The organism is Streptomyces sp. NPDC059080 (genome assembly GCF_042739975.1).
Classification (GTDB): domain Bacteria; phylum Actinomycetota; class Actinomycetes; order Streptomycetales; family Streptomycetaceae; genus Streptomyces; species Streptomyces benahoarensis.
This window is the reverse complement of record NZ_JBHYGX010000007.1, coordinates 1-14,263: the sequence shown is the minus strand read 5'-3', so window position 1 is coordinate 14,263 and position 14,263 is coordinate 1. Positions and strand designations below refer to the sequence as shown.

Genomic DNA, 14,263 nt, shown 5'->3' with positions numbered 1-14,263 from the left:
ACCGCGCTCCATCGTATGTGCGGACCGAAACGGGTCCAGAGGGCTCACGCCTCGAAGTGGGCGGCGAGCAGGACGACGTCCTCCGGGGAGGCCGGGTCGTCGAGCCCCTGGGGCAGCAGGCGGGCCAGGATGTGGTCGACGAGGGCCTCGGGGTCCTGCCGGACGGCCCGGGGCGCCCCGGCGGCGGCCGCGCGCAGCCGGGCGAAGGCGCGGTCGGTGGAGTCGCCGGTGCGGTGCAGCAGCCCGTCGCTGTAGAGCAGCAGCGTCTCGCCGGGCGACGGCGAGATCTCCACGCTCGGCGCCTCCCAGCACGCCAGCATCGTCAGTGGCGCGGAGAGCGACGTCTCGACGAACTCGGTGCGGTGCTCCCCGGTGAGCAGCGGCGGACAGTGCCCGGCCCCGGCCAGGGTGAGCGTGCGGGGGAACGTTCCGCCGGCCCCCGCCACCGGGCCGCCCGGCGCACCGGACGACGCACCGCCCGGCGCCTCCATGAAGGCGAACAGCAAGGTGGCGGAGCGGGCCGGCTCGGTCAGCCGCAGCAGCAGCTCCAGATCGGAGAGGACGGCGACCGGATCCTCGCCCTCCATCACCGCGTACGCGCGCAGCGACGCCCGCAGCTGCCCCATCGCGGCGACCGCCTCGGGCCCGGACCCGGACACCGAGCCGACGGCCAGCCCGAGGGCGCCGTCCGGCAGCGGGAGCGCGTCGAACCAGTCACCGCCGCCGCGCGGCCCGGCGGCGTGCCGCACCGCCAGCCGGATACCGGGCACCCGGGGCAGCCGGTGCGGCAGCAGCCCCTCGGTGAGCGCCGCCGCGGCCTTCTGCTGCCGGTGCAACTCCAGGACGCGGGCCAGATGCTCGGCGGCGTACGCGCGGTAGAGGCCCAGCAGGTGGCGGCGGTGATCGTCGGGCTCGGCCGGTTCGTCGTACAGCCAGACGGCGACCCCGAGCCGCCCCACGGGCGCGGCGTCCAGCGGCACGGCGTAGCTGGCCGCGTACCCGAGGCGGGCCGCGACCTCCCGCACCCGCGGATCGAGCCCCGGGGTCCCGAGGACATCGGGCTCGGCGACACCGGGGTGGCCAGGGACGGCGGGGAGTTCCGTGCCGTCCGGGTTCTCCGGGCGCCCGAGGGCGGGCTCGCTGTCGGCGGCCGGCACGGGGCCGGGGCGTACGGGTACGGCGTCGGGCGGGCCGTCGGGTACGGGGACGGCTTCGGCGCCGGGGGCGTGCGGGGGCTCGTCGTGCGCCGGGGGCGTGGGGCCGGGCAGGGCGGCGGGTGCGGTGCCCGGCCCGGTGGCGGGCTCCGGCTCCGGCAGGCCGTCGAGGAGGCGGCCGTACGCCAGAGCGGTGCGCGGGACGGTTTCGAGCTGGCCCAGCTCGGCGTGGCCGAGGCCGAGGCCGACGGTGGTGACGGGCCCGAGCCCGTCGGCCGGTTCGAGGACGAGCAGGCCCCGAGGAGCGCCGACGAGGGCGGCACCGGCCCGCAGCACCTCATGGAGCGCCGCGTCCGGAGTCCGGGTGCGCGCGAGCCGTTCGGTGAGGTCATGGAGGGTCGTCAGCCCGGAGATCCAGCCCGCCAGCCGGTCCTGGACGACGGCGATCCGGTCGAGCGGCGTGGCCTCGGCGGGGGCGGCCGGGCGGGCGGCGCCGGGAGCTTCGGGGGCGTCCGGTCCGGGTGATGCGTCGGCGCTGGGGGAGTGCTCCACGGCCGGGGGCGCCGCGGGGGCGGCGGCAGTCTGCGCGTGTCCGGAACAAGAAGGATCGATTCCGGCCACTTTCGGGACGTGGGAGGCGCTCACGAGCGGCGGCGTCCGACGGTTCGGCCGTTTCCCCAGCTCAGCGCCGATCGGGGTGGGAAATGCAGCCTTTTGTTGAGCGATGTTGCGCGGCCCTGCCGCCCATTCGCTGCCCGGAATAGCATCGCAAACCCCCATATCGTGCCGCTCAGCTCTCCATGCCTCCACATCTACACGGACCGGAGATGTGATGTCCAGCACTGTTCCGCGAGGGTTTGCGGCCCCCGTTCGGACTCTTCGTATGGCCTGAAAACGGCCCTGCATAAGGTGATTTGGGGTCGACTGGCCGCGATCGGCAGCGCGTCATATGCACGATGGCGGGTACGTACTCCGAGAGATGCGGGGCCAGTTGGGGCCGCACCGGAACCCACCGGCAGGCACGGGCGTCATTACGGACGACGACCGCGACGCACCCACAAGTGGCGAGATCGCACCACCGCACCGCAAGCGCCCCCGGCGCGTCACCTCCCGCCACGTTCCACGCTCGGCGTACGGCGTGATGCGCTGCCCCTTCGACAACGCGGCGACCAAAGCTCCACGTGGCGTGACCGGCCCCGGGCCGGGCTACCAGGACGACCATGCGCCGCGCAGCGGGACGAACCGGCATGTAGTGCGATGGACGCAACCCTCGGCGTTAACGAAAGGAACGAGCGCTCATGCGCGAGATCCTCGGAAAGCGACGCAAGTACCTGTTCCGGCGCACCGGGAAGTCGGCCCTGGTCGGCGCGGCGCTCCACTGCGCCACCGAATGGCAGTGGCCGGTGGTGCCCGGCGTACGGCTCCGCTCCGGCGCCCGGCCACCCGGCACCCGGTCCGGACGCGGTGAACGCGCGGCTCCACGGTGCAGCTGTCCCGACGCCGGGTGCGTCGTACCGGGCGGGCACCCCTTCGAGCCCGGACTGCTCGCGGCGACCACCGATGCCCGGATGGTCCGCTGGTGGTGGACGAACCGGCCCGACGCCCCGGTCGTCCTCGCCACCGGCGGCCGCGCGCCGTGCGCGGTGAGCCTCCCGGCCACCGCCGGTGCCCGGGCGCTGGCTGCCCTGGACCACTTCGGCGTCCGCCTCGGCCCGGTCGTCGCCACCCCCACCCGCGTCTCGCTGCTCGTCGAGCCGTACGACCTCGCGGAGTTGGGCGAGCTGCTGCACTCGCGGGACGAGGTGCCCAGCTCGCTGCGGTTCCACGGCGACGGCGGCTATCTGGTGCTGCCGCCCTCGCAGGCCGGCGCTGGTGCGGTCCGCTGGGAGCGCGCCCCCGCCGCTACCTCCGCGGCCCCCTGGCTCCCCGACGTGGCCACCGTCGTCGACGCCCTGGTCACGGCGAGCAACCGCACCCCGGACGGCAGCCGCCTCGCCTACTGAGGCGGGGCGCCCGCGGCCTCTGAAGGGCGCGCGCGTGCGGTGCGCGCGCCCCCACGGCCCCGGGGGAGAGCTGTCAGGAGGACGGCGCGCGGCGGCCCCACGGCCCCGGACGGCCCGGCCCCGGCGACCCGCCACGGAAATCACCCGGATGGCGCAGCGGTATGCCAGGAAAACCTGCGGTATGAGCGGTAGCTGACGTTCTGTCAGCTTGCTGGAGTCCCGTTCGCCCAGCCCTGTGGCGTACGTCCGGCCCCCTGCCGCCCCGGCCGGCCTCGCGGCCGTACGCCGCCGTCTGCGGCACGGGGTAACTCCGCGACACCTTGGGGTGATTCGGGCGCCCGCGCGGCCGCGGAAGCGCCGTACGGGCCGTACGGGGCGGGGCTTTGGGGGGAGGGGTGCCGGGCGGCCGATCAAGGCGGCGGGAGGCGCGGGGCGGCGGGGACGGAACACCCGGCCGCGGACATGGAAGCGCCCGGTCGCTGGCGACGGGGGATGCACCAGCGACCGGGCTCCTAGAACCGTAACAAGAGATCGGCGGTTCGCAAATTCGATCGCGGGATTCCGGACGCCTCTTTACCCGGAAGGAGAGGGGGTGTGATGGGAGTCACGTCAGAGGCGCCCGGGGTGGTCACTGTCAGCTCAGCGTGACCTGACGGTTGGTGAGACCGCCACGCGCCCGGCGCTCCTCCGAGGTCAGCGGCGTCTCGTCGGCGAGCGCCTTCGCCAGCCGCTCACCGAACGCGACCGCCGGCGCCGTGACGTCCTCGGCGCTCATCGACGACGGCAGGTCCCACACCGGGACGACGAGCCCGTGGGCGCGGAACGAGCCGACCAGCCGGGTGTCCTCGCCGAGCGACGACTCCCCGGCGGCGTGCAGCCGGGCGAGCGCGTCCAGCAGCCGCTCCTCCGGGTGCGCGGTGACCCAGCGCAGGTGGTTCTTGCCGGGCGCCTCGCACCAGTAGGCACCTTCCAGACCGGCGATCCGGGCGGTGGGCAGGGCGGCGGCGTTCGCCCGCTCCAGGGACGCGGCGACCTCGCCGGTCGCCTGCTCCGCGTTCTCCACCCAGAACTCGAACCCGGTGTGCACCTCCGGCGCGAAGGGCGCCTCGGTGTCCAGCAGGTCCTGGAGGCGCGGGCCGTCGGCGGCGGGCCGGCCGGCGGCCACCGGGGTGCCCGGCTCGGCGGCCAGCGCCCGCCGCAGGGTGTCCGCGAGGTCGCGGCTGAGGTCGCCCGAGGAGGTGTCGTTCTGCAGCCCGATCAGGACCGAACCGTCGTCCCGGCGCAGCGCGGGCCACGCCATCGGCAGCACCGTCGCCAACGTCACCGACGGCACGCCCTCGGGCAGCCCGCCCTTGAGCGTCAGCGGGGCGGTCGCGGCGGGCACCAGCTCGCGCAGCGCGACCCAGTCGCACTCGCCGGGCAGCCCCTCGAAGGGACGCCGCACCAGCTCGGTGACGGCCTGCGCCGCGCTCCGGCCGTGACAAGCCTTGTAGCGGCGGCCGGAACCGCACGGGCAGGGCTCCCGGGCACCGACGACCGGCACCGGCCCGTCATGGGGGGAACGTGCGGCGGCCTGGGGCTGGGGGCGGCGCTTCTTGGCCATGGCGGCGGTGTCTCCTGGTCGATCCGGTGCGTGTGGACGCGTGTCGGCGCGAGCCTAGAGGAGTACGCGCGCAGGCGCGTCGGCCGAGCCCGCGCCACGGCGCGGGTCGCGAGGGACGGTGCGGGGTGTGGCCGGATTCGGGCGGTACGGGGCGGCTGTGGCGTGGGGTGCGCAGGGGCGCGGATCGGCCCGGGGCGGGCGCGGGCGTTCCGGGGGCGCGTGGCGCGGGGCGCACGCCGGGGGCGGGGTACGTGCGCGGGGCCGGGCGGTACGTCCCTCGGGGGCCGGGCGGCCGGGTGCGCGTCGAGGCGGTGCGGGGCGTCGAGGTCCGGCGGCCCGTGGCCCCGGGGCGCCTCCCGCCCGCCGCTCAGCGCGGCGGCAGCGGGTCGTCCAGATCCGGGAAGGCGGAGAGGTCGGCGAGGCCCGCCAGCTCGGGCAGGCCCGGCAGGCCGGACAGGGCGGCCGGAGCGGGGAATTCCGCGTAGGCGGCCTCCGGGCCCGGCGTCTGGGCGGGGACGGCGGCGGGCGTCGTGGCCGCCGGCGTCAGTGCGACGCGGTCGGCGAAGGCGTCCCGCAGCGACAGCTCGGCCCAGACCGTGGTCTCGCCCTCGATCACCTCGCGCACGCCCCAGTCGCGGGAGAGCGAACGGATGATGGCCAGGCCCCGGCCGCCGCGGGCGGTGACCGAGGGCGTGGCCGGACGGGGCCGGGTCGGCCCGCCGCCGTCGGTGACCGCGACCGTCAGCCGCTCCCGGTCGTCCACCCGCCAGGAGGCGAGCACCGCCTCGGGCGGTGTACCCCCGCGGTCGTCCTCCGGCCCGTATGCGGCGCCCTCCTGGCGCGGCCCGTAGCCGCGGCCCTCGTGACACGACCCGTACGCGCTGCCCGTACGCCCGGCGCTGCCACGGACCGCGTCCGGCAGATGCTTCGCGCCCAGCGGGCGGGCGTGCCGGCAGGCGTTGCTCAACAGCTCGGACAGCACCAGCGCGGCATCATCGATAACAGTGTCCGGAATTCCTCTTGCCGACAGCTCGCCGCGCATGCGCCGCCTGGCCATACCCACGCCCGCCGGACCATGGGGTACGGCCATGATCGACGACGTCGGCACCTCCTGTGCCACCATCAACGCCACCCCCGAGACCTCCTTTGCCCCACGCCACGGGATGAATTCCCCAATGGACTGGACCGGAAACCGGCCACATACCGAGCAGTGACGCATCCGACATGTGGGCCCACAGGGCGCAGGCGCGGGCGCACGCGCAAGGGGGGCGGCTACCCGAGGTCGAGCTGGTTTCGTACCTGTTTCGGGCGGTTCGTAATGACCGCGTCCACGCCGAGATCGCGGCAGAGCGCGACGTCCTCGGGCTCGTTGACGGTCCACACATGGACGCGGTGCCCGGCGTGGTGGGCGCGGTCGACGTACTCCGGGTGGGCGCGGAGGATGCGGATACCGGGGCCGGCGATGGTGACACCGGGCGGCAGCCGTCCGTCGCGGTAGCGCGGCGTGAGGAACTGCATCAGGTACACCGACGGGATCTCCGGCGCCGCGGCCCGCACCCGGTACAGCGAACGGGCCGAGAAGCTCATCACCCGGACCGCGGGCGGCTCCGCCACCGGGCGCCCGGGCCGCGCGGTGTGCCCGAAGCGGCCGAGGAGGGTGACCAGCCGCTCCTCCACCTGTCCGGCCCAGCGGGTGGGGTGTTTGGTCTCGATGGCCAGCTCGACGCGCCGGTCCGCGTCTGCGACCAGCTCAAGCAGCCGCTCCAAGGTCAGCACGCCCGTCCGCTCCGGGTCCGCGTACCGCCGGTCCGGCGCCTCCGGCTCGTCCGCCCCGGCCTTCCAGGAGCCGAAGTCGAGCGTGGCGAGATCGGCCAGCTCCAGGGCGGAGACGGCGCCGCGTCCGTTGGACGTGCGGTTCACCCGCCGGTCGTGCACGCACACCAGGTGGCCGTCCGCGGTGAGCCGGACGTCGCACTCCAGGGCGTCCGCGCCGTCCTCGATGGCCTTCCGGTACGCGGCGAGCGTGTGCTCCGGGGCATCCTCGGACGCGCCCCGGTGGGCGACGATGGAAGGGGCGGGACGGCCCGGACGGGCGTCCTGGGCGGGGCGTACATAGGTCACCGCGTTATCGTGCCATTCGCCGTCCCGGGGCCGCCCCGCGCTGACCGGGGGCGGCTACAGGGGATGCGCCGTCGGGGCCCGGCATCAAGGATGAAGGGACGGTCACAGCCTCGCCTTACGGTGCGCTGACGCACGGTGGGAAAGGCTGAGGCAGAGGTTCGCCCGTCCGGCCGGGACTCGCCCGGACCGCCGGGATCCGGAATCCTGGAGCCCGGTTCGCGGTCCCACAGGCGCGTCCCCGGCACCGAGGACCGGAAACGTCCGGACACCGGAGCCCGGCCCCGTACTACGGAGGCCCGGACGCCCGGAGCGCCAGAAGGCGCCCCGGCCGACCGGGCCTCCCAGGGGCGGGCCGCGGGCCGGCACAGTCGTGAGCGAGGAGAGAGCTGTGAGCACCGAGAACGAGGGCGCTTCCGTCCCGCCGGAGGCCGAGCCGCAAACGGCGCCCCGGGCGTCGGACGGCGCACCCACGTCCGCCTCCGCCGCCCCGGCTGCCGCCCCGGGCACCCCGCTCCCGCCCGCGGCGCCCCCGGCCCCCGGGTTCGCCCCGGGGGCGGGTGAGCGTGCCCCGGGTGGGGAGCCCGGATCCGTGGCGCCCGGGGGTGCGGCGACGGGGGGTGCGGCGCCCGGTGGCGCGGCATCCGGACCCGCCGCGTCCGGGCCCATCCCCTCCGGGCCCATCCCCTCCGGGCCCATCCCCTCCGGGCCCGTCGCCTCCGGGCAGGAACCGCCACACGGCCCGGCCGGGCACCCCGGTGAGCCGGGGCCTGCCGCGCCCGGCGCCTCCGGCCCGGGCGCCCCCGGCGCGTACGGCGCTCCGGGCGCCCCCGGCGGCGAGCCGACCACCCAGCTGCCCGCGTACGGCAGCGGCGGTGGCTGGGGCGCGCAGCAGCCCCCGTACGGCGGCGGTGGCGGCGGCAACGGCTGGGGCGCCCCGGACGGGCAGCCGCCCCGGCGGCGCAACGGCGGTCTCGTCGCCGCGGTCCTGGTCGCCGCGCTGGTCGCGGGCGGCGTCGGCGGCGGCATCGGCTTCTGGGCCGCGGGCCGCGACGATCACTCCTCGACGACGGTCTCCGCGCCCGGCGACGCCGGGGCGCTCAACCGCAAGCCCACCTCCGTCGCCGGGATAGCGCAGAAGGCGCTGCCCAGCGTCGTCACCATCGAGGCGCAGGGCGCGACCGGCGAGGGCGGCACCGGCACCGGCTTCGTCTACGACAAGCAGGGCCACATCCTCACCAACAACCACGTCGTCGCCAGCGCCGCCGACGGCGGCAAGCTCACCGCGACGTTCTCCGACGGCAAGAAGTACGCCGCCGAGGTCGTCGGCCGCGCCCAGGGCTACGACGTCGCCGTCATCAAGCTGAAGAACGCCGCGGGCGCCAAGCTGAACCCGCTGCCGCTCGGCAAGTCCTCCGAGGTGCAGGTCGGCGACGCCACCATCGCCATCGGCGCGCCCTTCGGCCTTTCCGGCACCGTCACCACCGGCATCATCAGCGCCAAGAACCGCCCGGTGGCCTCCAGCGACGGTGGCGGCTCCAGCGCCTCGTACATGAGCGCCCTGCAGACCGACGCGTCCATCAACCCCGGCAACTCGGGTGGCCCCCTGATGGACGCCGCGGGCAACGTCATCGGCATCAACTCCGCGATCCAGTCGGCCGGCAACGGCGGCATGGGCGGCGAGGGCGAACAGTCCGGCAGCATCGGCCTGGGCTTCGCCATCCCCATCGACCAGGCCCGCCGCGTCGCCCAGGACCTGATCCGTACGGGCCAGCCGGTCTATCCGCAGATCGGCGTCCAGGTCTCGATGAAGGACACCGGCAATGGCGCGACCATCGCCGAGACCGGCAACGGCGGCTCCGACTCCGTCACCCCGAACGGCCCGGCGGACCGCGCGGGCCTGCGCCCCGGCGACACGATCACCAAGCTCGACGACACCGTCATCGACAGCGGCCCCACCCTGATCAGCGAGATCTGGCAGCACAAGCCCGGCGACAAGATCACCCTGACCTTCCAGCGTGGCGGCAAGGAGCACACCGCCGAAGTCACCCTGGGCCAACGCACAGGAGACAAGTGACGCGCTACCCTGACCCCGCGGCACCGCCCCGGCGCTGCCGCGGGGAGGCTTGCCCGAGCGGCCTAAGGGAACAGTCTTGAAAACTGTCGTGAGGTAACCCCTCACCGTGGGTTCAAATCCCACAGCCTCCGCAGAGGTCAGTGAACATGCAGGTGGGAGGGGCTTTCGGGGAAACCCGGAGCCCCTCCCTTCTGCTTGGTGTCTCACCCTGCGTCACGGATGTCCCGCGCGGGATCAGCCTGTGTGGACCAGCCGTGGACCAGGATTCGGCTCAGTCCGCGGCCTCGGCCGCACGCATGGCCTGCTCGATCAGGGCGTTGGCGTGCTCCCGTCTGCCGTCCAGGACCTTGGCGTAGAACTTGTGCAGGACGGCCACGCTGTGGCCAGCGCGGCGGGCGACTTCGGTCGGATCGACGCCGGAAGCGATCCAGAACGAGATGCCCGCCTTACGGCCGGTGTACGGCACCTCGGCGAAGTGGTGCAGCACCTGCGTCTCGGTGAGGGCCGCCTTCCGTGCCTTCTGCCAGAGCTCCGAGTACTCCTTGCTGAGCACAACCCCGCCTTCTGAGGCCCGGAACAGCCGGCCGTCTGGTGCCACGCCGAACCGCTCGATGTGGGCGAGGAGGATTTTCACCAGCTCCGGCGGTATGGGCACGTCGCGGACGGAGGACCGTGCCCGGTGCTTCAGGCCGCGTTCTTCGTAGGACTCGCCGTCGTCGGTCCAGGCGGCTCCGACTCGGGACGCGCTACCCGAGAGCAGCAGGACACCCCATCCGGTTTCGGGAAGGGTGCAGTCGGACTTCCGGAGATTCATGGCCTCAGCCGGTCGGGTAGCCGCGTAGTAGATGCATGCGAAGAACGCCTGGAGATGTTCACCGCGGGGGCCGAGCGTCCCGATGTCGTCGATCAGGGTTTTCGCCTGCTGTGGATTGGGGACGTACCGCAAGTCGATTTCGTCGTCCGTCGGCGGCGGAGACCAATCGATGGACGGTAGCGGATTGGCAGTGAGCAGCTTTCGTTCCACGGCGTACCGGAGAGCGTTGTTGAAGACCGTACGGCGGTTCGTGATGGTCGTCGCTGCGGCCTTCTTGCCGTCGAGCCGTGTGCTCAACGCCTTCAAGGCGATACGGATCACCTCGGAGTCGTCCTCCAGCGATGGCATGGGGAGAGACTTTCCGAAAGCCAGGTGAGCGCCGCGGCGAGGTGGTCGGGAGGTGGCGGACGGTGCTCGGAGAAGTTGAACGCGTAGCCGGTCAGTGCACGGCGCAGTACGGCCGGTGCGGGTGCTCCTCGCATGTCCTGCACCAGAGCGGCGGTGACGGCCGCGAGCGCATCGGCGCGGGTGGCCCGGCCCTTCGCTGATGCTGCTTCGGACCATTTCATCCGGGCGTAATCCGTTGCATGGTCGAGCCAGGTCAGCTTGGGCTTTGACGCCTCCAGTTCGGACTTCGGAAGCCCGGTTTCGACATCGAACTGTTCGCCGTGCTGTGCCGCTGCCATCAGCTGGGAGCGACGTCCGTCGGCAAGCGTCTTTGTCTTGTAGCTCTTTGAGTGAGTTCGCGGGCCCACTTTCCAGCGAAGCTGAAATGGCTTGGGGCGGTTCGCCCTTTCCCGGATGGTGTAGACCGTGAATTCGAATGTCAGCACTGAGTTGTTCTCCTGACAACGGAATGGGCCCGGCCATGCGGGCCGGGCCCACAGAGCGGGGGTCAGGCGGCGGGAGCTTCTTCGTGGTCGACCAGCCAGGTGTCGAGGTCGGCGCGGCGGATACGGAGCTGTCCGTTCGGCAACTTGACGATTCGGGGGCCGAGGCCACGGGCGCGCATGCGGTAGAACGCGGCGCGGGACATGTTGAGCTCGGTGAGGGCTTCGGGGAGCTTGAGCATCTCGGCCTTGGGCAAGGGCGGTGCTCCTCTCGTCGAGGGGGAGAGCGCGGTGAGGCGGGGGCGTTAAGGGTGGTAGCGGCGGTAAGCCGTTTGACCTGGGGTTTCGAGTGGGCGGTATGGGGGCGGTGAGCGGTGCGGTAAGGCCGCTCCGAGGGGGCGGCGGGCTTACCGCACCGCCGACCGCACCGCTTTTCGCTCCACGGTTTCCGCAGGTCAGGACGCTTACCGCCGCTACCGCCCTTACCGTTCTCAGCCCGCGTACTTCACGATGGTGGTGGGGCGGCCGCCGGTGGGCTTCTGGAAGCGGGTGTAGCCGGGGAGGTCGAGCAACTGGGCTACGAGGCGGTCGCGTTCGGGGCGGGTGGTGTTCTTGAAGAGGCGGCGGATGCGGTCGGCGGTGAGGCCGTCGGGGCCGGCCGTGCGGACGGCTTCGGCGAGTTTGTTGACCTTGGGGTCGCCGGTGGTGCCGCCGAGGAGGTGGACGGCGGATGCGCGGGCGTAGTTGAGGAGTTGCCACGCGGCCCGCAGGTGGGCTTCGGAGATGGTGGCCGTGTGGTCGCACAGGGCGTAGACCATGGCGACGCGCTGGACGTACGGGGCGGCACGGGCGGTGAACTGCGCGATGACGCCACCGGCCGAGTCGTCGCTCAGGGCCGGGTAGACCTGGTCGCAGTACAACTCCCATGCGGAGTCGCTGAATTGGACCTCATCGATGCGGGAGGCGTCGGCGAGGACCGTGCGCCATCCGCTGGCCAGGTTGGTGATCAACTCGGCGCTGGCGCCTCGCGACCCGGGCAGGATCAGGTTGCGGTGGCAGAAGATCGGCAGGAAGCGGTTGTACGTGCCGCCGGCCATCTCGGAGTCCTGCATCTTGGCCCGGAACTCTTCCGGGGTGATGTGTCCCAGGATCGCGATATGCGGATCGGTCGCCTTGAGCGAGTCGCGGACCATCGAGCCGAGGGAGTCGCCGCCCCATGCCTGCCGCAGGACGCCGGGCAGGCTGGAGCCTTCCGCGCGCAGGTGCATCCGGCGACGCTGTGCATTCGCCGTGATCTGCTCCTGGCCCTGGGCGGTTGGATGGCCCTGCCGGCGTCGGAGGACACTGGCCTCCTGCTGGCGCTGAGTGCCGTTGCCCGGGGCTGGTTCTCCGCGGAGACCGGGCTGCTCTACCGGAAGTGGCCCGGACAGGTCACGAGCCAGCCGGCGCACGCCGATGAGCGGGAGCGGGAGGCCCGGTTCGCGGTGGTGCAGGCGCGGGCTCGGGCATTGGCGGCTATGGGGAATTGGCGATTTGAAGGCTGAAGCGTAGCGATTCCGATACCGACAAAGGGGCTCACCGCCGCGGTGAGCCCCTTTGTCGGTATCTCTTGCTATTGCTTCCGAGGCGGTGCGGTAAAGCTCGTATGCATTCCTGGTGGCGCCTCTTGGCTCGGTTAGGATCGCGCGGGACACTGCAAAGATATCCCGTGCAACCGGGTGTTCGAACTAGACTGTTGCCCTACGATCATCGACGGCGTCTCGGAAGGGCAATCCTTTACGTCCCATTCGCTGGAATACTGGGCGTGAACGCCGGCGCTAAAGGTCCATTCCCCTGCCACTTTGGACCCTGTATCGGCCGGAGCGCTGTCGGTGCGGACCTGTAGCCAGCGCTCGTGTTTGCTGACTTTTGGCTGGTTGTGTGCACCCCAGGTTCCGTTGCGCCACAGAATCCCCGTGGCATTCACATCGCAATTCACGTTGCCAACGCCTGCATACCACCATGCTATGCCTGCCGGGCTGTCGTAGTATCCACAGCCGCGAATTTGAAGCTCGGTGTAAGCGGACCTGGTGTGAGAGTTCCTTTCTCCGGCCGCGACCACGCACGATTGGGCATGAGCGGAGACCCATCCGTTCGGTCGGGGCCATTGGCCCTTGCCCCAGCGCTCAGTTAGGTCCCCGCACTGGACTTGGGCGGCTTTGGGTGTGTGGGCGCCGTCAGAGTCCGAGATCCGGTGGAGCGCGGTGTTGATCGTCCAGTCGTCATTCTGGATCTGATCGTGACCGATACAGGGGGAGATGAAGTTGTCCGCACCCTTGAGGATGCTGGTCTTGCCGGTGTGCCTGGCTGATCGTTCGCCGTCATCGTCCACGCCGTAGACGACCTTGTCGCACGCATAGGGGTAGGGCGAAAGTGCCGCCTCAAGGGGTTCGTCGCCGACGTTCGACCGGAAGGTCGCATACCGAGTGTTCCCGTACGATTCCGGCACACGGTTCAGCCACCGGAGGAAGCCGGATCCAGCTGCCATTTCTGCTGCTTGGGTGCCGCAGGCGCCGGTGGGGCAGAGGTTGCCCAGCGCAGTGCCGTGGTTGGGGGTCGCCAGAGTGACTAGGTGTGCCGTGGTCTCCTCGCCCCCCTGAATCAGGTAGGCGCGGGCGACTAATCCGCCCATCGAGTGGGCGACGATGTCGATCTTCCCGTCGGGTGAACTGTTCACTAGATCGTTTGTTTTGATGAACTGGTCGAGCTCGTCGGCGAGGGATTCGATAGGGGTATTATGGTTACCCCAATTACTCTCGTGACGGTAGTCGAATTTGAATAGCTCGTTTTCCTTGTATCCGAAGCTTCGGGCTTTGCTGATTGCCGTTCCCCAGATTTTGGAGTCAGCGTGCCAGCCGTGGACGAAGATGACGGGTCGGTTGGAGAGCTTGTCGGCTGCCTTTCCTGCGGAGATCGCATTGGGGGCAATCCCGAAGGATGTTGCGATCGCCATTAAGGTGGCGAGTAGGATCCGGTTTAATCGCGAATTCGGTTTCACGTTTCCTCTGTTCCTGGGTTCGGCTACAGTGTGGATTGCGGTTGCAGGAATCTCCCTGGGGTGCTTTTCATGTATTCGGGGAGGAGGTGGGATTCCCGAAAGGTGAAGGCAGGATGGAGGTCTAAAGCGCTGGGAACTTTAACCGTGGCCTCGATGGTTTCGGGGTTCACTTAAGGTGGCCGTCCCCCTCGATGGCCTTCGGCACCTCGGAGAATTGAGATGTCGGGTGCATGGCGAGATGAGGCTACTCGGGCGAAGCGTGTGCCAGAAGCTGATATTGCGTCAGGTGGGAAATTGGGTGAGATGGCTGGGAACGGGCGTGCCTCGTGTGCGCCCCAGGAAGCCTGGTGCGAGGCCATCCATCTGTAGGTGTGCACGGTGGCACAGGAGAGGTCGATTTCCTTGGTCGGCCTGGGACGGAGCGCACGGGCGAGCCCGGGTGGCGTGTTCCCTAGGACCAGGCAGGCTGGAAGTGGTGCCGGTGGCACCAGTGGAGCAGGCTCAGGGGCGAATGAGGGCTGTTGTGTGCTGTTAGGGCGCGTATCGAGTCGTGATCACCGGGTGCTCCGGATGAGGTCTGTAACCCAGATCATCGAGGCGCGCAGGTGGAGGCCGGCGAGGAAGCTC

11 protein-coding genes, 1 tRNA gene and 1 pseudogene are annotated in these 14,263 nt (G+C 71.5%); 4 read left to right on the top strand and 9 right to left on the bottom strand.

Features of this window, described 5'->3' with window-relative positions; translation table 11 throughout:
* Positions 1 to 44: 44 nt before the first annotated feature.
* Positions 45 to 1,580, bottom strand: a complete 1,536-nt coding sequence (locus ACFWWQ_RS07535; protein ID WP_384592197.1) for a SpoIIE family protein phosphatase — start codon at positions 1,578 to 1,580, stop codon at positions 45 to 47.
* A gap of 872 nt (positions 1,581 to 2,452) precedes the next feature.
* Between ACFWWQ_RS07535 and ACFWWQ_RS07530 the strand changes: the two genes are divergently transcribed.
* Positions 2,453 to 3,157 (top strand): bifunctional DNA primase/polymerase, encoded by a 705-nt coding sequence (locus ACFWWQ_RS07530; RefSeq protein WP_384591689.1) that lies wholly within the window; start codon positions 2,453 to 2,455, stop codon positions 3,155 to 3,157.
* Positions 3,158 to 3,791: 634 nt separating this feature from the next.
* On the opposite strand, the gene ACFWWQ_RS07525 is transcribed toward ACFWWQ_RS07530, so the two are convergent.
* The 3 genes from ACFWWQ_RS07525 to ACFWWQ_RS07515 all read right to left on the bottom strand — a co-directional run bounded on the left by ACFWWQ_RS07525 (position 3,792) and on the right by ACFWWQ_RS07515 (position 6,881).
* On the bottom strand, positions 3,792 to 4,760 hold the full coding sequence (locus ACFWWQ_RS07525) for a DUF5926 family protein (protein WP_384591686.1): 969 nt from the start codon (positions 4,758 to 4,760) through the stop codon (positions 3,792 to 3,794).
* Positions 4,761 to 5,127: 367 nt separating this feature from the next.
* Positions 5,128 to 5,979, bottom strand: coding sequence for an ATP-binding protein (locus tag ACFWWQ_RS07520; RefSeq protein ID WP_384591683.1), 852 nt, complete (start codon positions 5,977 to 5,979; stop codon positions 5,128 to 5,130).
* Between the two features lie 53 nt (positions 5,980 to 6,032).
* Positions 6,033 to 6,881 (bottom strand): glycerophosphodiester phosphodiesterase, encoded by an 849-nt coding sequence (locus ACFWWQ_RS07515; RefSeq protein ID WP_384591680.1) that lies wholly within the window; start codon positions 6,879 to 6,881, stop codon positions 6,033 to 6,035.
* A gap of 388 nt (positions 6,882 to 7,269) precedes the next feature.
* On the opposite strand from ACFWWQ_RS07515, the gene ACFWWQ_RS07510 reads away from it, so the two are divergent.
* Together ACFWWQ_RS07510 and ACFWWQ_RS07505 are read left to right on the top strand one after the other, a co-directional pair.
* A complete protein-coding gene (locus tag ACFWWQ_RS07510; RefSeq protein ID WP_384591677.1) occupies positions 7,270 to 8,955 on the top strand; it encodes a trypsin-like peptidase domain-containing protein in 1,686 nt (561 codons plus the stop codon).
* Positions 8,956 to 8,998: 43 nt separating this feature from the next.
* Positions 8,999 to 9,086, top strand: a tRNA-Ser gene (locus tag ACFWWQ_RS07505).
* A gap of 140 nt (positions 9,087 to 9,226) precedes the next feature.
* Here the strand turns inward: ACFWWQ_RS07505 and ACFWWQ_RS07500 are convergent.
* The 4 genes from ACFWWQ_RS07500 to ACFWWQ_RS07485 form a co-directional block, all read right to left on the bottom strand.
* Complete coding sequence (locus ACFWWQ_RS07500; RefSeq protein ID WP_384591673.1) at positions 9,227 to 10,117, bottom strand: tyrosine-type recombinase/integrase; 891 nt, start codon at positions 10,115 to 10,117, stop codon at positions 9,227 to 9,229.
* Positions 10,087 to 10,602, bottom strand: a complete 516-nt coding sequence (locus ACFWWQ_RS07495) for a hypothetical protein (protein WP_384591670.1) — start codon at positions 10,600 to 10,602, stop codon at positions 10,087 to 10,089. The genes ACFWWQ_RS07500 and ACFWWQ_RS07495 overlap by 31 nt, the downstream gene beginning before the upstream one ends.
* A 62-nt stretch (positions 10,603 to 10,664) precedes the next feature.
* Positions 10,665 to 10,841, bottom strand: coding sequence for a helix-turn-helix transcriptional regulator (locus ACFWWQ_RS07490; protein WP_384592194.1), 177 nt, complete (start codon positions 10,839 to 10,841; stop codon positions 10,665 to 10,667).
* A 249-nt stretch (positions 10,842 to 11,090) separates the two neighbouring features.
* On the bottom strand, positions 11,091 to 11,792 hold the full coding sequence (locus tag ACFWWQ_RS07485; RefSeq protein ID WP_384591667.1) for a DUF3987 domain-containing protein: 702 nt from the start codon (positions 11,790 to 11,792) through the stop codon (positions 11,091 to 11,093).
* 57 nt (positions 11,793 to 11,849) lie between these two features.
* Here ACFWWQ_RS07485 and ACFWWQ_RS07480 point away from each other — a divergent pair.
* A pseudogene (locus tag ACFWWQ_RS07480) lies at positions 11,850 to 12,143 on the top strand (glycosyltransferase family 2 protein); the annotation flags it as partial.
* A gap of 131 nt (positions 12,144 to 12,274) precedes the next feature.
* Here the strand turns inward: ACFWWQ_RS07480 and ACFWWQ_RS07475 are convergent.
* The gene (locus ACFWWQ_RS07475) at positions 12,275 to 13,636 is read right to left on the bottom strand and encodes an esterase/lipase family protein (RefSeq protein ID WP_384591664.1); all 1,362 of its coding nucleotides are present in this window, start codon (positions 13,634 to 13,636) and stop codon (positions 12,275 to 12,277) included.
* Positions 13,637 to 14,263 lie beyond the last annotated feature (627 nt).

Excerpts from the sequence above, each read along its gene's own strand:
- ACFWWQ_RS07530 (WP_384591689.1), top strand. The coding sequence starts at position 2,453 with ATGCGCGAGATCCTCGGAAAGCGACGCAAGTACCTGTTCCGGCGCACC.
- ACFWWQ_RS07520 (WP_384591683.1), bottom strand. The coding sequence starts at position 5,979 with ATGCGTCACTGCTCGGTATGTGGCCGGTTTCCGGTCCAGTCCATTGGG.
- ACFWWQ_RS07525 (WP_384591686.1), bottom strand. The coding sequence starts at position 4,760 with ATGGCCAAGAAGCGCCGCCCCCAGCCCCAGGCCGCCGCACGTTCCCCC.
- ACFWWQ_RS07490 (WP_384592194.1), bottom strand. The coding sequence starts at position 10,841 with ATGCTCAAGCTCCCCGAAGCCCTCACCGAGCTCAACATGTCCCGCGCC.
- ACFWWQ_RS07485 (WP_384591667.1), bottom strand. The coding sequence starts at position 11,792 with ATGGTCCGCGACTCGCTCAAGGCGACCGATCCGCATATCGCGATCCTG.
- ACFWWQ_RS07500 (WP_384591673.1), bottom strand. The coding sequence starts at position 10,117 with ATGCCATCGCTGGAGGACGACTCCGAGGTGATCCGTATCGCCTTGAAG.